Annotated in this window: 23 protein-coding genes; 13 read left to right on the top strand and 10 right to left on the bottom strand. The window is 65.0% G+C overall.

The window, feature by feature from the left end:
• Positions 1–103 precede the first annotated feature (103 nt).
• The 4 genes from AC0L20_RS07550 to AC0L20_RS07535 all read right to left on the bottom strand — a co-directional run bounded on the left by AC0L20_RS07550 (position 104) and on the right by AC0L20_RS07535 (position 4,916).
• Positions 104–376: a helix-turn-helix domain-containing protein gene (locus tag AC0L20_RS07550; protein WP_027520336.1), complete on the bottom strand. Its 273-nt coding sequence runs from the start codon at positions 374–376 to the stop codon at positions 104–106.
• A gap of 360 nt (positions 377–736) precedes the next feature.
• Positions 737–2,785, bottom strand: a complete 2,049-nt coding sequence (locus AC0L20_RS07545) for an elongation factor G (protein WP_456767784.1) — start codon at positions 2,783–2,785, stop codon at positions 737–739.
• A gap of 152 nt (positions 2,786–2,937) precedes the next feature.
• Positions 2,938–3,417 carry a DUF992 domain-containing protein gene (locus AC0L20_RS07540; protein WP_473288027.1) on the bottom strand — a complete coding sequence of 160 codons (480 nt, stop codon included), beginning with the start codon at positions 3,415–3,417 and terminating at the stop codon, positions 2,938–2,940.
• A gap of 296 nt (positions 3,418–3,713) precedes the next feature.
• Entirely contained in the window at positions 3,714–4,916 is a 1,203-nt protein-coding gene (locus tag AC0L20_RS07535) for a pyridoxal phosphate-dependent aminotransferase (protein ID WP_007596745.1), read from the bottom strand.
• A 598-nt stretch (positions 4,917–5,514) separates the two neighbouring features.
• On the opposite strand from AC0L20_RS07535, the gene AC0L20_RS07530 reads away from it, so the two are divergent.
• From AC0L20_RS07530 to AC0L20_RS07505, 6 genes are all read left to right on the top strand, one after another.
• Positions 5,515–6,165, top strand: coding sequence for a glutathione S-transferase family protein (locus AC0L20_RS07530; protein WP_007596746.1), 651 nt, complete (start codon positions 5,515–5,517; stop codon positions 6,163–6,165).
• 155 nt (positions 6,166–6,320) lie between these two features.
• Positions 6,321–6,497, top strand: a complete 177-nt coding sequence (locus tag AC0L20_RS07525; RefSeq protein ID WP_456767782.1) for a hypothetical protein — start codon at positions 6,321–6,323, stop codon at positions 6,495–6,497.
• Positions 6,498–6,534: 37 nt separating this feature from the next.
• Positions 6,535–6,729 (top strand): hypothetical protein, encoded by a 195-nt coding sequence (locus AC0L20_RS07520; protein WP_473288206.1) that lies wholly within the window; start codon positions 6,535–6,537, stop codon positions 6,727–6,729.
• A 129-nt stretch (positions 6,730–6,858) separates the two neighbouring features.
• Positions 6,859–7,671: a PAS-domain containing protein gene (locus AC0L20_RS07515; RefSeq protein ID WP_473288026.1), complete on the top strand. Its 813-nt coding sequence runs from the start codon at positions 6,859–6,861 to the stop codon at positions 7,669–7,671.
• Between the two features lie 208 nt (positions 7,672–7,879).
• Complete coding sequence (locus tag AC0L20_RS07510) at positions 7,880–8,335, top strand: GNAT family N-acetyltransferase (protein WP_473288025.1); 456 nt, start codon at positions 7,880–7,882, stop codon at positions 8,333–8,335.
• A 276-nt stretch (positions 8,336–8,611) separates the two neighbouring features.
• Entirely contained in the window at positions 8,612–9,553 is a 942-nt protein-coding gene (locus AC0L20_RS07505) for an aldo/keto reductase (RefSeq protein WP_473288024.1), read from the top strand.
• Between the two features lie 18 nt (positions 9,554–9,571).
• Here AC0L20_RS07505 and hmuQ read toward each other — a convergent pair whose 3' ends face one another.
• The 3 genes from hmuQ to AC0L20_RS07490 form a co-directional block, all read right to left on the bottom strand.
• The gene (gene hmuQ / locus AC0L20_RS07500; RefSeq protein WP_473288023.1) at positions 9,572–9,895 is read right to left on the bottom strand and encodes a heme-degrading protein HmuQ; all 324 of its coding nucleotides are present in this window, start codon (positions 9,893–9,895) and stop codon (positions 9,572–9,574) included.
• Positions 9,896–9,973: 78 nt separating this feature from the next.
• Positions 9,974–11,191 carry a DUF1501 domain-containing protein gene (locus tag AC0L20_RS07495; protein WP_473288022.1) on the bottom strand — a complete coding sequence of 406 codons (1,218 nt, stop codon included), beginning with the start codon at positions 11,189–11,191 and terminating at the stop codon, positions 9,974–9,976.
• Between the two features lie 2 nt (positions 11,192–11,193).
• On the bottom strand, positions 11,194–12,783 hold the full coding sequence (locus tag AC0L20_RS07490; RefSeq protein WP_473288021.1) for a DUF1800 domain-containing protein: 1,590 nt from the start codon (positions 12,781–12,783) through the stop codon (positions 11,194–11,196).
• A gap of 114 nt (positions 12,784–12,897) precedes the next feature.
• Between AC0L20_RS07490 and AC0L20_RS07485 the strand changes: the two genes are divergently transcribed.
• Complete coding sequence (locus tag AC0L20_RS07485) at positions 12,898–13,107, top strand: cysteine-rich CWC family protein (RefSeq protein WP_473288020.1); 210 nt, start codon at positions 12,898–12,900, stop codon at positions 13,105–13,107.
• A gap of 65 nt (positions 13,108–13,172) precedes the next feature.
• Here AC0L20_RS07485 and AC0L20_RS07480 read toward each other — a convergent pair whose 3' ends face one another.
• The 3 genes from AC0L20_RS07480 to AC0L20_RS07470 form a co-directional block, all read right to left on the bottom strand.
• Complete coding sequence (locus AC0L20_RS07480; RefSeq protein ID WP_473288019.1) at positions 13,173–13,868, bottom strand: glutathione S-transferase family protein; 696 nt, start codon at positions 13,866–13,868, stop codon at positions 13,173–13,175.
• A gap of 111 nt (positions 13,869–13,979) precedes the next feature.
• Positions 13,980–14,210, bottom strand: coding sequence for a hypothetical protein (locus tag AC0L20_RS07475; RefSeq protein ID WP_456767774.1), 231 nt, complete (start codon positions 14,208–14,210; stop codon positions 13,980–13,982).
• Entirely contained in the window at positions 14,207–14,986 is a 780-nt protein-coding gene (locus AC0L20_RS07470; protein ID WP_473262614.1) for a TSUP family transporter, read from the bottom strand. The genes AC0L20_RS07475 and AC0L20_RS07470 overlap by 4 nt, the downstream gene beginning before the upstream one ends.
• A gap of 312 nt (positions 14,987–15,298) precedes the next feature.
• Here AC0L20_RS07470 and AC0L20_RS07465 point away from each other — a divergent pair, with 312 nt between their 5' ends.
• From AC0L20_RS07465 to AC0L20_RS07440, 6 genes are all read left to right on the top strand, one after another.
• Positions 15,299–16,216 (top strand): LysR substrate-binding domain-containing protein, encoded by a 918-nt coding sequence (locus AC0L20_RS07465; protein WP_473288018.1) that lies wholly within the window; start codon positions 15,299–15,301, stop codon positions 16,214–16,216.
• A 124-nt stretch (positions 16,217–16,340) separates the two neighbouring features.
• On the top strand, positions 16,341–16,568 hold the full coding sequence (locus tag AC0L20_RS07460; RefSeq protein ID WP_007614796.1) for a hypothetical protein: 228 nt from the start codon (positions 16,341–16,343) through the stop codon (positions 16,566–16,568).
• 56 nt (positions 16,569–16,624) lie between these two features.
• Entirely contained in the window at positions 16,625–16,855 is a 231-nt protein-coding gene (locus tag AC0L20_RS07455; protein WP_473288017.1) for a hypothetical protein, read from the top strand.
• Positions 16,856–17,008: 153 nt separating this feature from the next.
• Entirely contained in the window at positions 17,009–17,389 is a 381-nt protein-coding gene (locus AC0L20_RS07450) for a hypothetical protein (RefSeq protein WP_456767770.1), read from the top strand.
• Positions 17,390–17,408: 19 nt separating this feature from the next.
• Positions 17,409–17,828, top strand: a complete 420-nt coding sequence (locus tag AC0L20_RS07445; protein WP_473288016.1) for a hypothetical protein — start codon at positions 17,409–17,411, stop codon at positions 17,826–17,828.
• Positions 17,829–17,843: 15 nt separating this feature from the next.
• The gene (locus tag AC0L20_RS07440; RefSeq protein WP_473288015.1) at positions 17,844–18,770 is read left to right on the top strand and encodes a DNA/RNA non-specific endonuclease; all 927 of its coding nucleotides are present in this window, start codon (positions 17,844–17,846) and stop codon (positions 18,768–18,770) included.
• Positions 18,771–18,798: the final 28 nt, after the last annotated feature.

Raw genomic sequence — 18,798 nt, 5'->3', positions numbered from 1 at the left:
AAAATGCTCCGCTGCCCACGACGCTCCGATGCATCGTGCGGCCGCGTATCGGGGCGCGACGGTGCGTTAGTTAAGACTGCTCCCGAGCATGATCATTGCGGGATCATGCTCCCACCCGACGCGGCGGCCCCGGCTCCCTCAGCCGAACGCCACGTCCGCCGCCTTCGCTGCGCGCCTGTTCGCCGATCAGCTCGACGCCGGCCCGATCAAAGGCTTCGACCACCTTCATCAAGGTCTCGACCACGCCGCGGACGTTGCCGGTGCTCGCCTCCATTCGCTGAATGGTCGGCAGCGAAACGCCTGCGAGCTCCGCCAAGGCCCTCTGGTCAATGCCGAGCAGCGCGCGCGCTGCCCGCATCTGGAACGACGTGATCACCTTGGCCTCACGTATGAACGGTTATAAATGATGTCTGGAGCATGCACAATGATGTAAAATACATCATTCCAAGGCCAGTGCAAGGGGAAGCTCGCCATGCGAGCCATCCGTCTCCACCGTCATTGCGAGGAGCGAAGCGACGAAGCAATCCAGAATTCCTCCGCGGAAAGACTGGATTGCTTCCGCCTTCGCTAAGGCTTCGGCGGACAAGTCGCTGCGCTCGCAATGGCGGTTGGGAGGAGCAGCGTGAGTCCAACCTTCACCACCCGAATGGCGACAGCCCCTCACCCCATCCCTCTCCCCGTAAGAACGGGGAGAGGGAGTGAGAGAGCGGTTGCGTCCCTTACTTCGGCAGACCGATCACGCCGCGTGCTGATGCGCTGCGATGATCTGGTCGGCGGCGCGGCCCGTGACTTCGGCCATGTGGTCGAACTGGCGGGTGAAGCTGCCGGCGCCTGCCGTGGCCGAACGCAATTCGACGATCAACTCGCCGATCTCGGCTTCCGGCATCATGGCGCGGACGCAGTCCCATCCGCTCCAGCCGTCGCGGGTGTCGAAGCCGAGGATCTGGCCGCGCCGTGCCGACAGGATCGCGTTGATCTTGGCGGTGGCGTCGGTCGGGCAGACGATCTCGACCACGTGGATCGGCTCCAGCAGCACCGACTGGCATTGCGGCAGGCCTTCGTTGAGCCCGACCCGCGCCGCCGTGCGAAAGGCGAGGTCGGAGGAATCGACGCTGTGATAGGAGCCGTCGGTCAGCGTCACCTGCAAATCGGTGACCGGGAAACCGAGCGGGCCACGCGCAAGCCCGTCGACGACGCCCTCTTCCACCGCGCCGATATAGTTGCGGGGCACCGCACCGCCGACCACCTTCTCGGCGAATTTGAAGCCCTCGCCGCGCGGCAGCGGCCTGATGTCGAGCACGACATCGCCGAACTGGCCATGGCCGCCGGACTGCTTCTTGTGGCGGCCGCGCTGGACGATCGGCTTGCGGATGGTTTCCTGATAGCCGATCGCGGGCGGATGCGAGGCAACCTTGACGCCGAAACGGTCGCGCAGCCGCTCGCTCGCGACGCGCAAATGCATCTCGCCCTGCCCCCACAGCACCGTGTCGTGGGTCTGCGCGTTCATCACGAAGACGAGCGATGGATCCTCCTCGTGCAGCCGCATCAGCGCCTGGCCGAGCTTGACGTCGTCCTTGCGGTCGGTGGCCGCAACCGAGATCGCGAGCACCGGCGGAGTGGGCTCGCTGGCGGCAAGCGCTGCGGGCTGGGTCTTGCCGTTCGAGACCGTGTCGCCGGTCTTGATCGGGTCGAGCTTGGCGAGCGCCACCGTGTCGCCGGCTTCCGCCGCGGCACGCTTGGTGTCGTAGGCTCCAGTGACGGCGAGGATGCCGGAGATGCGGCTGGCCCCGCCGGAGGAGGATTGCAGCGTGGCACCGTCGTCGAGATGGCCGGCGAGCATCCGCGTCAGCGACAGCTTGCCACCGTGCTGCGAATGCAGCGTCTTGAAGACGAAGCCGAGGGCGTCCCTGGTCTCGGGAACGCCGAGACGTTTTGCGGTCTCCGCGATACCGGGCGCCTCGTGGCGCAACGCTTTCATCAAGCGCAGCACGCCGTTTTCGCGTGCGGCGGCGCCGAGCAACACGGGGCAGATCAGCCCGTCGCGCAATTCGCGGGCGAGATCGTCGAACACGGCATCGCGCGGCGGCTGGATGTCCTCGAGCAGCTGCTCCATCAGCGCATCGTCGTGATCGGCGAGCTTCTCCAGCATCGAGAAGCGGGCCTCCTTCTCGCGATCGAGATCGCCGCCTTGGAGCGCGACCACTTCGGAGGCCTTGTGCTCGCGGTAAATGAACGCGCGCTCCAGCGCGAGATCGACGAAGCCCTCGATCAGCTCGTCCTTCCAGATCGGGATCTGGCGCAGCACCAGCGGCACGCGCGAGGCGGGCTGGAGCATCTCGAGCGTCTCGCGGATGCGCTTGTTGGCGCGGTCGATCTTGTTGAGGAACAGGAAACGCGGGATCTTCAGCTCCTCCAGTTCGCGCAGGATGATCTGAAGCTGCGGCAGCTTCTTCTCGTCGGCTTCGCAGACCACGATTGCGGCATCGACCGCGGGCAGCGCGGCGCGCATGTCGTGGGCAAATTCGACGGAACCGGGACAATCGAGGAAGGTGTAGCTGTCGCCCATGAAACTCGTGGTGACGGCAGTCAGCCCGACGGTCATCTTGTGATGACGGGCCTCTGGCGTGGCGTCGCCGACGGAGGTACCGGCGTCGACGCTGCCGGCGCGCGGGATTGCGCCGGTTCGTGCCATGATGGCTTCGAGAAGTGTGGTTTTACCGCTTTGGAAAGGGCCCACCAGCGCGATGCACCGTGGACCTCGGGGACTTCTGACGTCTTGTCCCATTCGCCGCCTCCTTGGTGTGGAGCTCGGCCCATGATTGGGTCGGCAAACGCCGATGCTCTGCCCGTCCCCGAGATTTGGCAAGCATCAAACGTCGCTGCGGTGCGTCGTTGCCGGAATCGCGTCGGAGCGACGGGATTCGCACACGGGAGTTGTTAACGGCCCGGGCGGAGTTCCAGGCTCTCGAGGCCGGCGGCGACGTTGAGGCCGACCTGGCCCTGCACGCTGAGCGGCTGGAGCGCGATCGAATTATTGGAGCCGCCGACCAGCACGTTGCCGCCAAGGCCGACACCGACCGAGGCGCTGCCCTGCGCACCGGCATAGGTGCCGGCGAGGTCGCCCGGTCCGAGTCGGTTCACCGGCGCGAACACGCCCCAGGCGAGTGCGGTCTCCTGGGTAATGCCAATGTCGAGGCCGACCTTGCGGATCGTCGCGACGTAACGGTCGTCCGGCAAACCATCGACTCGCAGCACGCAGCCGAGATTGGTCACCGATCCCACAATGAAGCCCACGCTGGCGCCGCCGCGGCATTCGAGCACGCCCACCTGCACCATCCGCGACTGCGCGCTGGCGCCCGCAACGGAGGCAAAGAGGCTCGCAACGGCAAACCCGGCGAGGAGGAGTGAACGGCGCATGAATATCTCCGGCGATGAATGTGATGCGAGCAGAGAGAGCGCCCTACCCGTGATGCGCGACGGTCTATGCCACAAGAGTTCTGTGCGTGCCAGAACGAACGCAGAGAATTGGTGCGCTGTCCTCCCTTCTCCCCTTGTGGGAGAAGGTGGCGCGAAGCGCCGGATGAGGGGTTATCTCCGCGAATGTTGTCGCGAGAGGATCACGTGCGGAGATAACCCCTCACCCGTCTCGCCGCTTCGCGGCGATCCACCCTCTCCCACAAGGGGAGAGGGGAACACCGCGTGTCACGAGTGCCTTACCGTAGATTGCCGCAGAAGCGCTGGATGCGCTTGCAGGCGTCTTCTAGGTCCGAGGTCTTGGTCGCGTAGGAGATGCGGAACGCGGGGCCGAGGCCGAAGGCCGAACCCTGCACCACGGCGACGCCTTCGGTCTCGAGCAGCTCGGTCACGAACGTCTCGTCATTGTCGATCACCTTGCCCGACGGCGCGGTCTTGCCGATGGTGCCGGCGCAGGACGGATAGACGTAGAAGGCACCCTCGGGACGCGGGCACTCGATGCCCTTGGCCTGGTTGAGCATGGAGACGACGAGGTCGCGGCGCTCCTTGAAGACCTTGTTGTTGGCGGGGATGAAGTCCTGCGGACCGTTCAGCGCCTCGACCGCGGCCCATTGCGCAATCGACGACGGGTTCGAGGTCGACTGCGACTGGATCGTCGACATCGCCTTGATCAGCTGCGCCGGGCCGCCGGCATAGCCGATGCGCCAGCCGGTCATGCAATAGGCCTTCGACACGCCGTTCACGGTGAGCGTGCGGTCGTAGAGTTTCGGCTCGACCTGCGCGACCGTGGTGAACTGGAAGTCGTCATAGACGAGATGCTCGTACATGTCGTCGGTCATCACCCAGACGTGGGGATGCTTGACCAGGACGTCGGTGAGCGCCTTGAGCTCGGTCCTGGTGTAGGCAGCTCCCGTCGGGTTCGACGGCGAGCACAGGATCACCCATTTGGTCTTCGGCGTGATCGCGCGCTCCAGCGCCTCGGCCTGGAGCTTGAAGCCGGTCGCGGCGGTGCAGACCACCGGCACCGGCTCGCCGCCGGCGAGCGCCACCATCTCGGGATAGCTGACCCAGTACGGCGCGGGGATGATCACCTCGTCGCCCGGATTGATGGTTGCCATCAGCGCGTTGTAAAGCACCTGCTTGCCGCCGGTGCCGACGATGATTTGGTTCGCCTTGTAGACGACGCCATTCTCGCGCTGAAACTTGGCGATGATGGCTTCCTTCAACTCGGGAATGCCGTCGACCGCGGTGTACTTGGTCTTGCCAGCTTCGATGGCGTGGATCGCGGCCAGCTTGATGTTCGCGGGCGTGTCGAAGTCGGGCTCGCCGGCGCCAAGACCGATAACGTTGCGGCCCGCCGCTTTCAGCGCACGTGCTTTATCCGTGACCGCGATGGTCGCGGACGGCTTCACACGGTCGAGCGCAGCGGCAAGGAAGGACATCGTCATCTCCTGACAAGCGTCGTGAACCCTTTGGCTTCACGACTCCGATTGTGGGAATGCGCCACCCTAAAACGAGTGCCGTTGCACCGCAAGAAACTTCGGTCCGATCCCTCAAAAGTTTACGTGTCTGGCGCGCATCAAGTCGTGATTTTCCGCAATTTTCCGCAACTTTGCCAGGCAAATCCCACATATCCGACAAGGCGTGTCCTCGGAGCAATTTTGCGCCCTTCGAGGCCCATGAAACGAGAACGTCGTCATGCCCGGGCCTGTCCCGGGCATCCAGGTTCTTCGTGCCGTGTGCAGCGCGTAGAGGGCCGGGACAAGCCCGGCCATGACGGTGTGGAAGCTTCAGTGCCCAAAACGCGACCGCCGTGCCTTGCACACGATCGCGTCGAGCAACGCACTTCCGCGTTGACGCAAGCGTGAACTGAGTTGGATGGTCGCACGGAAATGATCTTCCGCCGCATTGCAATGCGGTAGGGTTTTCGAGTTTTTCTATTGGCCGGGTCTTGCGGCGGATTCGCATCGGCATCATTGTTTAGCCGCGTTGCGAGGCAACAAGCGCCGCGCCCTCCCGTCTTCCGGAATCACCCCCAGAATGTACAAGCTCTATTCGATGCAGCGCTCGGGCAACAGCTACAAGGTCCGCCTTGCGCTGGCGCTGCTGAACTTGCCTTACGAAGCGGTCGAGGTGGACATTCTGCGCGGCGAGAGCCGCACCCCGGATTTCCTGGCCAAGAACCCGTCAGGCCAGGTGCCGCTGCTCGAGGTCGGCGACGATCGCTATCTCGCCGAGTCCAACGCCATTCTCTGGTATGTCGCCGTCGGCACGCCGCTCGCGCCGGAGAACCGCATCGATCGCGCCGACGCGCTGCAATGGATGTTCTTCGAGCAGCACGCGCTGGAGCCGAACATCGGCGCGGCCTATTTCTGGCTGTCGCTGGTGAGGGGCGGCCGCGACCTCCAGACTCATTCGCTGGAGGACTGGATGGAGCGCGGCTATGGCGCGCTCCAGGTGATGGAGAATCACCTCAAGACCAACGCCTATTTCGCGGCCCGCCAGCTCACGGTCGCCGACATCGCGCTGTACGGCTATACCCACCTCGCCGACCGCTGCGACTTCGACCTCTCGACCTTCCCGGCGATCCGGGACTGGCTGAAGCGCGTGGAAGCGGCCCCCGGCTTCGTCGCAATGGACTGGCGGCCGGCCGATATCGAGGACCCCGCCAGCATCGCCGCTGGCGCCTGAGGGGCGATCGTGCTCTGGCGAATAGCGGGCACAAGGGTCACCATTGCCGCAATCTCGCCATTTTCGCTTGATCGGCCGCCGCAATATCGCCGATTGCAACAGTGAAATTGTTCGATGTCGCGGGTGATTCGCTCGCGCATTGAAGGATTTAGACCATGATTCGGGCGTCCGGCACGGCAGGCTTTCAGGGCCCACCCGCTACCGTTTCGTCTTCCCGGCTGACCAACGCGGTCGCGGCCTCGCTCGCCGTCGCCGCGCTCTCGCTGTGCCTGATCGTTACCCTGACGGTGCTGTCGACCAGGGCGACCATGGCGATGGGCCTGCCGGTCTGATTCCCGTTTCATCCTGGACCCGCCTTCAAGGCGCCGCGTGGCCCGCACCGACCGGCATCGCGACAGGATTTCGATGAAATCACCTGTGGTCATCGTTGCAATTACCCTGACCGCGGCCATCCTCGTCGCGGCATCGCTGTTGATCTTCGTCGGCACGCGCAAGGGCCAGGGGACGTCGACGCTGAATGCGCCCGCGCTGCAACAACGTCTCAAGCACGCGCATTTGGTCTAAAATCATCCGAAAGCTTTGCGCATGAACCAAAGCGCACCTTAAGCACACCGCGCGAAACCGCATCGCAATGGCGCAATGTTCGGTCAGTGTTGCCGCCTTACCTCGTCCAGGGAGGAGCGAGACAGGCCCATGCGGTTGGGATGGCGTGCGATCTCCGGTCCGGCGCTGACGGCAGCGACTTTGCTGCTGGCGTTGTTTTTCGATCGCTTCGTCCCCATTCCCTCGCCCGCTCCGCTGCTCGTCTGCATCGTGGCGCTCGCCGGCGCGCTCTCGGGCCCCGCTTCCGCCGTCGCCAGCGCAGCCATCGCCGTCATCGGCGCGACACTGCTGCTCCTCAGCCGGCACGGTGTTTCAGGCCTGACCACTGCGGATATGATCCGGCTCGGCCTCCTCGCCGCGACGGCCGCGGGCACCGCAGGCATCACCGGCCTGATGCGCCAGCGGCTGCTCGGCACGTTTGCCGCCGAGCGTCGGAGCCACGCCATCGCCGCGCGGCTGTCGGCCGCGCTCGACCAGGTCGATATCGGCATCGTGCTGCTCGACGCCGAGACGCGCGCCGAATTCATCAACCGGGCGTTCCGCGATTATTTTGCGGTGCCGGACGACATCGCCGACGGCAAGCCGCCGTTCATCGCCCTGATGTATCACGGTCGCGACACCGGCGCGTTCGAATTGCCCGAGGACGAGCTCGGCACCTTCATCGCACAGCGCATGGAGATGGTGCGGATCGGCGATACCACGCCGATCAACATCGCCCTGCGCAATGGCGAGGTGTTGCGCTTCGTCTGTGCCGCGCTGCCCGATGGCGGGCGCATGCTGAGCTACACGCCCGTGACCGACCTCGTGCGTCACACCGATGCACCGTCCCGCGCCGACTACTACCGCTCACTGCGCGATCCCGCGGGCCGCAAGCTGATCCGTTATCTGCGCGTGGCGGAGTGATGCGAGAGCCCGGCCTTATGGTTCGAGACGCGCCGCAAGCGGCGCTCCTCACCATGAGGGTCTGAGATTTCGCCGCGCAACAAGACCTCATCCTGAGGAGCCCGCCAAAGGCGGGCGTCTCGAAGGATGGCCGCACGACAGCATCCTGATTGATCGACGCCTCCATCATCACGTATGAAGGACGCCTCATCGCTCGCGGGAATTTCATATGTCGCTCACCATTCGCCCCGTCACCAGGCAGGACTACGAACAATGGCTGCCGCTGTGGGACGGCTACAACGCCTTCTACGGCCGCTCCGGCCCGACCGCGCTCTCGCCCGACATCACGCGCGTGACATGGCAGCGCTTTTTTGATGCCTATGAGCCGGTGCACGGATTGGTCGCCGAGAGCGACGGCCGCCTGCTCGGGATGACGAATTATCTGTTTCACCGCAGCACCACCGCGATCGAGCCGTCCTGCTATCTGCAGGACCTGTTCACGACCGAGGCCGCTCGCGGCAAAGGTGTCGGCTCGGCGTTGATCCACGGGGTCTACGAGCGCGCGAAGCTCGCCGGCTCCCCGCGCGTCTATTGGCAGACGCATGAGACCAACGTCACGGCGCAGCGCCTGTACGACAAGGTCGCCGAGCGTTCCGGGTTCATCGTCTATCGCAAGGTCTTCTGATCCTCGCGATCGCGAACGCCTGTGGATAACCTTGCCTGTCACCCGCGCGTAACATAGCGGGACTAGGCTGCAGCTGCGTCTGGTCAGCCCCCCGTCACCGATCAAGCGCCCCAAAGCGGTCCCCGTCAGTCGCCGCGTCTGACAGGGGCCGCATTTTTTTGTCGGCAGTCCTTGTCGGCAGTTCCTTGTCAGCATGGCAGCAACGCGGCGCGCGGCTTGCTGCAGCGGCGCACCGCAGTCACAATACGCCCCTGCCATCTCCGACAGGGATCTCCCATGGAAATTCGTAATCTCGGCGCCTCCGGCCTGCGCGTGTCTGCGGTCGGCCTCGGCTGCAACAATTTCGGCCAGCGCACGGATTTGGAGACCTCGCGCAAGGTCATCCATCGCGCGCTCGATCTCGGCATCACGCTGTTCGACACCGCCGACATCTATGCCGGCATGGGCGGTTCGGAAACGGTGCTCGGCGCCGTGCTCGGCGACCGACGCAAGGACATCGTGCTCGCCACCAAATTTTCCAAGCCGATGGCGACCGACGGAACCAAGCAGGGCGCTTCGCGCCGCTACATCATGAACGCAGTCGAGGCGAGCCTGACGCGGCTCAAGACCGACTACATCGATCTTTATCAGCAGCACGATTACGACCCGCTGACGCCGATGGAGGAGACGCTGCGCGCGCTCGACGATCTCATCCGTCAAGGCAAGGTGCGCTACATCGGCAATTCCAACTTTCCGGCTTGGCGCCTGGCGGAAGCCGAATTCACCGCGCGCGCGATGAATGTCAGCCGCTTCGTCTCCTGCCAGGATGAATACAGCCTGCTGGTGCGCGACATCGAAAAGGACCTGCTGCCGGCCGCACAGGAGTACAAGCTCGGCCTCCTGCCGTTCTTCCCGCTCGCAAGCGGGCTCCTCACCGGCAAGTACCAGCGCGGCGCCGCCGCCCCGACCGATACGCGCTTCGGCAAGGTGCCGGCGTTGCGGGACCGCTACGTCACGCCGCGCAACGAGGACATCGTCGAGAAGCTCGCGGCCTTCGCGAAAGCGCGCGGCCACAGCATGCTCGAGCTCGCCTTCTCCTGGCTCGCCGCGCGCCCGCAAGTATCGAGCGTGATTGCCGGCGCCACCCGCGTCGCGCAGGTCGAGGAGAACGTGAAGGCGATTGCGTGGAAGCTCAGTGCGGAGGAGATGGCGGAGATCGACAAGATCACGCTGGGCTGATCTTTGCGGCGTCGCGCGCTACTTGGCGCCGCGCCCGACCGTCTGCATCACCTCGAAGCCCTCGAACTGGGGATGGCCGAGATAGGTCGGCTTGGTGTCGCCGGCCCGCGCATGCGCGGCACGAAAAGCATCCGATTTGGTCCAGGACTCGAATGCCGCATGGTTCGCCCAAACCGTGTGCGAGGCGTACAGCGTGTGGTCCTCAAGCTCGGGGCCGCGCAGCAGATGAAACTCGACGAAGCCCGGCACCTTGTCCAAATGAGTATCGCGCGAAAGCCAGACCTGCTCGAAGGCGGCTTCGGAGCCCTTGGCGACGCGAAAGCGATTCATGGCGATGTACATGGATGATGGTCTCCTGATGTTCGGCTGATCATGTCGTCATTCCGGGACGCGCCGCAAGGCGCCGGCCCGGAATCGCAGTCAGACAACCAGCCCCTTCATCGGACGTGCGCTTGCGCTGTCGGGAAACACCGTCTCGGCCAGCACGCGATCGGACAGGCCGAACTGGCCCTGCAGCACGCCCTTGATCACCGAGCGCAGGTCGGTGGTGGGTTTGAGATCGCGGGCCTCGAAGAGGTTGGCGGGCTTGAGGCCGGGCCAGTCGGCGATGACGCGGCCACCCTTCACCGCGCCGCCGGCGAGCAGCGCGATCGTTCCCGTGCCGTGATCGGTGCCGTCGGTGCCGTTGATGCGCGCGGTGCGGCCGAACTCGGTGGCGACCACGACGGCGGTGTCGCGCCAGCGTTCGCCGAGGCCGCTTTCGAATTCGGCGAGCGCACCGTCGAGCCCGCCAAGCAGGAACGCGAGACGACCGACCGGCCCGCCTTCATTGGCGTGCGTATCCCAGCCATCGAACGCGAGCGCCGCGATGCGGGGGCCGTCGTCGGACGCCATCAGTTTTGCGGCGCCGCGCGCGACCTGCCGCATCTGAGCGACCGCATTGCCCGCCTTCGGCTTCATGTCGTCGCCGCTCGCGGCCTTCTCCAGCTGAAGGCCTTGCGACAGCACGGCCGCCAGCGCGGGATCGCGGTGACGATAGAGCTCGACCAGACGCATCGCGGTGTCGTCATCGGCCTGCGGCAGCGCCACCGGCGCCCAGCCGACGGTCGGCGCGTTGCCGCGCAGCACCAGCGGCGTGGTCGGTCCGACGGCAAGAGCACTCGACACCCGCTCTCCGCGCGGCAGCGCCTCCAGCGCGCGGTTGAGCCAGCCGGACTGCACGCGACCGGGGCCGGCATAGCCGCTTTCGAGCACGTCCTGGCCGTCGAAATGCGAGCGGTCGCGATAGGGCGTCGCCACCGCGTGGATCACCGCGGCGTGCCTGTCGCGATACATGCGTGCGAACTCGGGCATCGCCGGATGCAGCGCAAAGAAATTATCGAGCATGATCGCCGGATGCGCGCCGTCCGCCGCGAGCGCGATCGCCCCGTGCAGGCCGGCATAATCGGGATCGCCGATCGGCGCGACGGTCGAAAGCCCATCAAGCGCGCCGCGCAGGATCACCACGATCAGCCGGGGATCGCGTCCGTCCGCCGCGCGGGCGAATTTCGGCAAATAGGCCCACGCTGCAAAAGAGGCACCGCCGAGCAGGAGGCCGCGGCGCGAGGTGAGGAGCCGGTTCTCGACGCAGTCGATCATCATCATCTCCTCTGCATTTCCGGCGACATCAACAGCAGCGCCAGCGCCTGCTGCCGCGACTCTGCCCGCTCGATGGTGCGCCGCGTTTCGATCGAGGCCGCATCTGCGGCGGCAAATTCCAACAAATCGAGCGGGTCGATGTTGGGCCCAAGCCGCGCGCCCATTTGCGCGGCAATGTCGAGCCGGAGCTTGATGCCTTCGGGCGCAGCCCAGGCGGCGCTGGTATCGGCGAAACCATTCGGTCCCGCCGGCGACCACAGCGGCTGGCCCAGCAGATTGAGGTTGTTGAGATAGGCGCCGGGATCCTCCGGCACGCGCGCGAGCAGCCGGCCGCTCGCGACCAGGAAATCATAGGGGCTCCGCATCTTCGTCAGCGGCGCCTTCCACGCCTCGTCGGAATCGACCAGTGCGGTTGCAAGCGCCTTGAGATCGCCGTCGGACTTGATGAAGACATCGCGCAATCGCGCCACCAGCGCCGGCGGCGGATCGTCGGCGACGAAATGGCGGACCAATTTGGTGGCGATGAAGTTCGCGGTCGAGGGATGGTGCGCGATGTCAGCGAGTGCCGCTTCGCCCTGCGCAAGGCCGCTCGGCTCGTAGCTCTTGCCGAGCAGCATTTGCGGCCCCGGCTGGTGCGCATTGACGTTGAACACGAACGAACCGGGCGCCCCCAGCTGTCCCTGCCGGCCGGCAAAGGTCCAGCCGGTGATGATGCGCGCGAGCGAGGTGACGTCGTCCTGCGTGTAGCCGCCGCCGACGCCGAGCGTATGCAGCTCCATGATCTCGCGCGCGAGATTTTCGTTCAGCCCGCGCTTGCGGTTCTGGCCGGCGCGCGAGTCCGGTCCGAGCGATTGCTGGTTGTCGAGGAAGAACAGCATCGCCGGATGCTGCTCCACCGCTTTCAGCATGTCGGCGAAACGCCCGAGCACATGCGGCCTGATCGCCTCGCGCTCGAACGCGCCGGCCCATATCCGCGCCAACTCGCCCTTGCTGGCGGAGATGCAGAAATGGTTGGACCAGAACACGACCAGACGTTCGGTGAAGCCGCATTCGACCAGGGTCGCGCGCTGCAACCGCGCCAGCGCTTCGGCGCGAAAGGTCTTTTGGATGACGTTGAGCGGCTGCGGGGCGGGTTTTGCGGCAGCCGGCGCGGCCGCGTTGGGCTGCATGCTGTCCGGCTTGGCCATATTGTCCGCCGGCTTATTGTCAGCTGGCTTGTTGTCAGCCTGCTTGGCCTCGGCCATCTGGCCTGCGATCTCGGTTGCCACGGCGTTCAGCGAGAGATTGCGGCGCGGTCCGGGCTTCTGATCGGCCGGCACTTGCGACGGCGCCTCGGTCGGCGCGCCGGCTTTGGCGGCGGCCTCGCGCGCCTGCTTGACCTGATCCTGATAGGCGAACACGGCCTGCCCGAGCTGCGGCGTGGATTGCAGGCCCGGCGCCTCCAGCAGCACAGCGTTGGGACGAGCTAGTTCCGCCTTCACAAAACCGCGAGGATCGGAGGCCGCGTTGATGAGATCGCCGGATGCGCCGCCGCGGGCGCCGAAGCCGAAGCGGTTGAGCGCGACGAGCGCGGCTTGCGAATCGCGGGCCATCGATGTGTCCTTCGCGCGTTGCCAACCGCTTTCCTGAGACGTGCGCGAGGCGTAATATACCGCAGCGGGAGATGAACCCGGCATGAAAATGACAGCACAGCTTTTGCGTAAATCATGACAAATCCGCAAGAACTTCCGGTGCAGGCACCGCGCCGCCTCGCCTGCTCCCGTTGCGGCGCCGAGTTCGGTTGCGACCTCTCGGGCACCTGCTGGTGCGCGGAAGAAACGGCGCGGCTACCGATGCCGGTCAAGGGCGAGGATTGCCTGTGCCGGGCGTGCTTGCGCGAGGCGGCGATGCGTAGCCCGGATGGAGCGCAAGCGTAATCCGGGTTCGTGCCACGCATTGCGACCTTCCCGGATTGCGCTGCGCTCCATCCGGGCTACCAAGCTTAGACCGCGTGCCCCGGCGATTTCCGCGCCATTCCATCAAACGCATCCAGCAGCTTTTCGCGCCAGGTGTAGACCGGGTCGTCCGCCTCGAGCAGCTTGAACGGGCTCGTCACGCGCGCCCACTGAAAACCGCCGAACACGATGTAATCGGCATAGTTCGGTGCAGCGCCGCCGATGAAGGGCTGCTTCTTCAGGGTCTGCCGCATCACCTCGATCGATTTGCGGAAGGCGACCACGCCGGCATCGCGGCTCGACATCACCTCTTCCAGACTCTTGCCGAAACGCGCCTCGCGCGACTGGCGGAAATAGGCGGCGTCGACCTCGGCCAGATTCTTCGGGATGTCGGCGATGATCAGCGGAAAGATGCCGCCGACGATGGCGATGTCACCCCAGGCATTGAGCATGCGCGCCATGGCGCGGCCGCCCTCGCCGCCGAACAGCGACGGACGGTCCGGAAACTTGTCTTCGAGATAGGACGCGATCGTCCAGGAATCGACCACCGGCTGGTCGTGATGCAGCAGCACCGGAACCTTCTCCGAGCCGTGCGGCGCGATCGCGCTCTTCTCGGTGAAGCGCCAGGGCAGCGTCTCCGCCGAAAGGCCCTTGTGCGCCAGCGCCATCCGCGTGCGCCAGCAGAACGGGCTGAACGGTCGCGAGGCGTCGGTGCCGACGAGTTCGAACAGTTTGAGCGACATGAAAGGGGTCTCCCGGTATTCCGTCATTGCGAGCGAAGCGACGCAGGACTGCCGCCGCGGAAACATTCTGGATTGCTTCGCTTGCGCTCGCAATGACGGATGTGGCGGGAGCTAGCGCCCGTTGGTGCGCAGCAGCCTCTCGCCGTCCTTTGTCACCGCGATGATCAGCCCCATTCCGGGGAGCGTCTCGCGCGCGACATAGCCGCGGTCGGCGGCGTCTTCCCAGATGGTGAGACGCGGGCACGAGGTCTTCCAGGTCGCGATCACCTCGGCATAGGCGCGCGGCTCGCGCGCAACCCATTCGACGAAGTCCAGCACCAGCGGGTCGGCAGTCTCGCTCATTGCAAACCTCCCTTGTCGAACGCAGCCAGCACGGGCGTGCGGACCAGCAGCCAGCTGCCATAGGCAATGTAGTAGCAGGCGATGGTGGTGATCAGCTTCATCGACCATGCCACGAATTGCTGGTCGGTCATGGCTTCCAGGATGCGCCGCGCCAGCGTGGTGCCGAGCATCGACGCTGCGATCGCGACGGCCGCGAGCACGGGATCGAGCGTCGCCGCCTGGTCGATCACGCCGCCGAAATAGATCAGCTTGATGAAATGGCTGACGAGCTGGCACATCGCCTTGGTCGCCACCTTCTCGCGCCGGCCGAAATCGCCGCCGAGGAAAAAGGTGTCGAGCAGCGGTCCCGACACGCCGGTCATCAGCATGAGGCCCATGCAGATCGTGCCATAGACGGTGCCTTGCCAGAGTCGATCGGGATCCGGCTTGATGTTGGCGGGCAGCAGCCGCGCCATGAACGGCGTGATGCCGAGCAGCAGCAGCGCGACCGGCTTGTCCGGCACGTAGCGGGTGAGCGACCACGCCGCGAGCGCGACGGCCGCGCCGACCATATAGTTCGCGACCGGCCGCCAGCGGATATGCGCGCGCCAGAGAAACGCGCGCCAGCCGTTGGAGGCCATCTGCGTGATCGCATGCAACACCATCGCAGTCGGCAGCGGCATCAGGGCCAACAGCACGCCGATCAGGATCAGCCCGCCCGCCATGCCGAACAGCCCCGACAGGAACGCGGTGCCAACCATCAGCAATCCAAGGGCAGCGATCATGATGGGCGTCACGTGACGTTCTCCGGTGGTGGCGTGTAAGGGACGCAACGGCGCTTCACTCCCTCGCCCCGCTTGCGGGGAGAGGGTGGGGTGAGGGGTGTCTCCGCAAGGGAGCCAGCAGTGGGACTCGCGGAGCGTCCCCCTCACCCGGAATCCAAGCTACGCTTGGATTCCGGCCTCTCCCCACAAGCGGGGAGAGGCGAAGGGCACCGCCTCCGCTTCGGCAAATCAGCCTAGATTACGCCGATATTTCTGCCCCGCTTGCCCCGCCTACGCAAATTGAGTTATCTTGGCCTGGCATCAGCTTTCCTGAGGGTCGGTCATTTGCGGCGCTTGCTGTTTCTCAACGGCATCAAGGCATTCGAGGCCGCGGCGCGGGCCGGCAGCTTTGCCGCGGCCGGACTCGAGCTGAGCGTGTCGGCGGCGGCGGTCAGCCGCATGGTGCACATCCTGGAGGAACGGCTCGGCCTCGCGCTGTTCGAGCGCAAGGCCAACAAGCTGCTGCTTACGCAGGCGGGCCGCGCCTATCAGAGCGGGCTGACCCCGATCTTCGATGCGCTCGCAAGCCTCACCGCCCAGGTGACGGCGCCCTCGAGCGTCCGCGTGCTCACCATCGGCATCGGCCACACCTTCGCGATGCGCTGGCTGATCCCGCGCCTGTCGGAGTTTCGCAACGAGGAGCCCGACATCGAGGTGCGCTTCACCACCGGCGGCGCGTCGGTGCCGTTCGGCGAGGACTGGAGCTGCGGCATCCAGCTCGGCACCGGCGACTGGCCCGGGCTGGTGGCCGAGCCGCTGTTCGCCGGCGATCTCACACCGGTCTGCGTGCCCCGCCTCGCGTCCTCGCTAAAGCGCCCGGCCGATCTCAGGGGACCGAGCCTGATCCGCGTCGCGCATTCGCCCGAGGACTGGCCGATTTGGCTCAAGGCCGCGAACCTCGCGCGCATCAACGCGCGGGGGCCGGAGTTCCAGTTCTACGGCCAGGCGCTTCAGGCTGCCGCCGACGGGCTCGGCATCGCCATGGGAATCCGGCCCTATATCGACGACGATCTCGCCGCCGGCCGGCTTGTGGCGCCATTCGATCTCTCGGTGCCCAAGGGCATGCGCTGGTACCTGCTCTATCGCAGCTTCCAGACCGAGCAGCGCGACTTTGCCGCGTTCCGCCGCTGGATCATGCGCGCGGCGTCGGAACCTGCCGCCCGTCCCGTCCGGCGGACCGGCCGCACCAGCGCGCGGACCTGACGCTGCGACCGGCCCTTCGGGCAAAAAAGGCCGCCGCTTGTGAACGGCTTCACATTCTGAAAGCCGCAAACGTGGTCCCCTGACCCTCCAACAAGGCGCTCGAACAAAACATTTGGGGACTGCAATGACGACCCTCTACGACGGCTTTGACATCGAATCCTTCGAAGCTGGCAAGGGGCTTTGGCACGCCCGTATCAGGCGTGCCGATTTCAGCCCGGTTGCCATCGACGGCGTGCTGTTTCCGGCCATGGAAGTCGGCTTCGCCTGGCCCGATCCCGATGCCGCGATTGCCCATGCCAAGCATCACATCGATCGCTTCCGCCGGCGGGCCGACGACAGCGACGACGAATAGGCGAGCGGGACTGCAGGCGACCAAGGAACGGCGCAGGGTCAAAGGGGAAACCGGTCATGTCAGTCATCGAATTCGAAGACACGTCGCGGCCGAAGATTTACACCCGCAACGTGCTGTCCAGCTGCCCGGAATGCGACGGCGATCTCGCCGTGCTCCGCGTGATCGGCGGCCGTGCCGGATGCGAGTATTGGGCCATGCGCTGCACCGATTGCGGCGGCATCCATCTCGACATCCTCGAGCCGCATCACGCAGCCGGGGACGATGAGGGGCCGTCGCCGGCGGCGTGAGCGCGGGTTCGTAAGGCTAGCGGCCGCAGTTCCTGACGCGGACGAATGCTGACGGAGTGAAGTGGCTCGATCTCCCGAGACGACGCTCGCTTGGACATCTCGGAGCTCCACCCCCGCCCTTGTGCACTACCTTTGATTGCATCCGGCCATACGATGTGGCAGAATGTTGACGGGAGCGCGGGGCTGATGACAGCAATTGGCAAGTTTCTGGCCTTTGGCCTGATCGCCTGGTTCGGCGCGATGCTGTTGCTCGTACTCATTCGTGTGCTGCGTGACGAAGTGGCGTCAAGCGGCCTGCTCGTCAGCGACATCTCCAAAGACGATAGCGTCAATCCCGAACGGGTGGTCGCAGCCGCCATCGTTCCCGCGGTGCTGGCCATCTATACGATTCACGCACTCAACACGGGGATCGTCACGATGCCAACCGGAGCATTGTCGATGCCGGATTTGTCGGAGGAGCTCGTGACGCTGCTGACCGGCGGGAACGGCCTCTATCTGGCCGGAAAAATCGCACGAAGGAGTGAACGAAGCTAGCTTTTCAGGAGGTTATTTCATGACCGCGCAATGGATTTCATGGTGGGGCTTTGTCGTTATTTCGATCATTCTGCTCGGGTTCGCCGCGCTTGTACTCTGGAAGTTGTTTAGCGACTCCGGAGCTCTCGCGGGATTGCTGTCCGAGCCGCAAACGCCCAATGACACCTCGCCGCCGAAGGCGAGCCTCTCCCGCTTCCAGTTCCTAATCTTCACATTCGTTATCGCTGGACTCTATCTGCTGCTGTCGATCGAGGCCGGAACGCTGATCGAAATTCCCGGCAATGTGCTGGCGCTGCTCGGCATCAGCGGCGGCACCTATGTCATATCGAAGACCGTGAGCTCGTCGGAGCGCAAGCAGGAGCAAACCGCGGAGGCCGCCGCAAGCAAACCGGCACGGGGCCGCAAGCCCACGACCACGCCGCCCGGCGCGAGTGGTTGAGTCCGGAGGCGAGCCATGTCGAAATTCTCGCGTCTGTGCTGGCTCATCTGCCTCGGACTGACCCTGTGTCAGCCGGTCCGGGCCGATGTTTGTGAAACAGCTCCGGCAAAGCCGGTGAACGATCCCGACAGTTGTCGTGCGCTCTGGGAAAAGATCGGCCTGCCGACCGGTGGCGACGATCTCGACGCCACCACCGTCTGTCACACCCGATACGTGCTCCTGCACAACAACGAGGCCAAGACGCCGTTCTGGGTGATCGAGGCGCTGAACAAGAAGCAGGTCAGCGGCACGTTCAAGCGTCCGGAGAGCAAGAAATTCAAGTCGGAGGAAGGCGTCTGCGATTCGGCGCAGGCCAAGGACGCAGACTATACCGGCAGCAAACTCGATCGCGGGCATCAAGCCGCCTCCGCCGACTTCAGCTTCAACGCCGACTGGATGGACGAGAGCTTCATTTTGTCGAATGCCGTTCCACAGCAGGGCCTCGGATTCAATCGGGGCATCTGGAAGGAGTTTGAACAGCTGGTACGCACCCTCACGAAGGATCGCGGCGAGCTCTACGTCATTACCGGGCCGGTCTATGCGGACGACGAGGACAGTCTTCCGGAGGTGACGAAGAGGAACAATGCCTGCAAGGTCGAGATCAAGTTCGAGGCGCCAAAAAAAACGGCCATCTGCGGCTCGAAGAAGAAGTGCGACGTCGGAGTCGCGGTTCCCATTGCGCTGTTCAAGATCCTCTATGATCCCGGCAGCAAGCGCGCGAACGCCTACGTTCTGCCAAATATCGATCATCGGAAGCTCGAGGATAAGGACGCGCTCGAATACCTCAAGGGCTTTCGAACCACGGTGAAGGTGGTCGAGCGCCTCACCGGATTCCAGTTTCTGCCGGATATTCCGGGGCGGCGGGCGCAGGTCGAGGAGTGCGTCGCGACAATGCTTCATTGAGGACCCACCGCTTCCGCCTTGCTGACAT

This window comes from Bradyrhizobium sp. Kon58, assembly GCF_055807455.1.
The sequence above is the reverse complement of the archived record's forward strand: the minus strand, read 5'-3'. Positions and strand labels throughout refer to the sequence as shown.

Bases quoted from the DNA above. Each gene is read 5' to 3' on its own strand.
- AC0L20_RS07545 (WP_456767784.1), bottom strand. From the start codon at position 2,785: ATGGGACAAGACGTCAGAAGTCCCCGAGGTCCACGGTGCATCGCGCTG.
- AC0L20_RS07540 (WP_473288027.1), bottom strand. From the start codon at position 3,417: ATGCGCCGTTCACTCCTCCTCGCCGGGTTTGCCGTTGCGAGCCTCTTT.
- AC0L20_RS07535 (WP_007596745.1), bottom strand. From the start codon at position 4,916: ATGTCCTTCCTTGCCGCTGCGCTCGACCGTGTGAAGCCGTCCGCGACC.
- AC0L20_RS07530 (WP_007596746.1), top strand. From the start codon at position 5,515: ATGTACAAGCTCTATTCGATGCAGCGCTCGGGCAACAGCTACAAGGTC.
- AC0L20_RS07525 (WP_456767782.1), top strand. From the start codon at position 6,321: ATGATTCGGGCGTCCGGCACGGCAGGCTTTCAGGGCCCACCCGCTACC.
- AC0L20_RS07515 (WP_473288026.1), top strand. From the start codon at position 6,859: ATGCGGTTGGGATGGCGTGCGATCTCCGGTCCGGCGCTGACGGCAGCG.
- AC0L20_RS07510 (WP_473288025.1), top strand. From the start codon at position 7,880: ATGTCGCTCACCATTCGCCCCGTCACCAGGCAGGACTACGAACAATGG.
- AC0L20_RS07505 (WP_473288024.1), top strand. From the start codon at position 8,612: ATGGAAATTCGTAATCTCGGCGCCTCCGGCCTGCGCGTGTCTGCGGTC.
- hmuQ (WP_473288023.1), bottom strand. From the start codon at position 9,895: ATGTACATCGCCATGAATCGCTTTCGCGTCGCCAAGGGCTCCGAAGCC.
- AC0L20_RS07495 (WP_473288022.1), bottom strand. From the start codon at position 11,191: ATGATCGACTGCGTCGAGAACCGGCTCCTCACCTCGCGCCGCGGCCTC.
- AC0L20_RS07490 (WP_473288021.1), bottom strand. From the start codon at position 12,783: ATGGCCCGCGATTCGCAAGCCGCGCTCGTCGCGCTCAACCGCTTCGGC.
- AC0L20_RS07485 (WP_473288020.1), top strand. From the start codon at position 12,898: ATGACAAATCCGCAAGAACTTCCGGTGCAGGCACCGCGCCGCCTCGCC.
- AC0L20_RS07480 (WP_473288019.1), bottom strand. From the start codon at position 13,868: ATGTCGCTCAAACTGTTCGAACTCGTCGGCACCGACGCCTCGCGACCG.
- AC0L20_RS07475 (WP_456767774.1), bottom strand. From the start codon at position 14,210: ATGAGCGAGACTGCCGACCCGCTGGTGCTGGACTTCGTCGAATGGGTT.
- AC0L20_RS07460 (WP_007614796.1), top strand. From the start codon at position 16,341: ATGACGACCCTCTACGACGGCTTTGACATCGAATCCTTCGAAGCTGGC.
- AC0L20_RS07455 (WP_473288017.1), top strand. From the start codon at position 16,625: ATGTCAGTCATCGAATTCGAAGACACGTCGCGGCCGAAGATTTACACC.
- AC0L20_RS07450 (WP_456767770.1), top strand. From the start codon at position 17,009: ATGTGGCAGAATGTTGACGGGAGCGCGGGGCTGATGACAGCAATTGGC.
- AC0L20_RS07445 (WP_473288016.1), top strand. From the start codon at position 17,409: ATGACCGCGCAATGGATTTCATGGTGGGGCTTTGTCGTTATTTCGATC.
- AC0L20_RS07440 (WP_473288015.1), top strand. From the start codon at position 17,844: ATGTCGAAATTCTCGCGTCTGTGCTGGCTCATCTGCCTCGGACTGACC.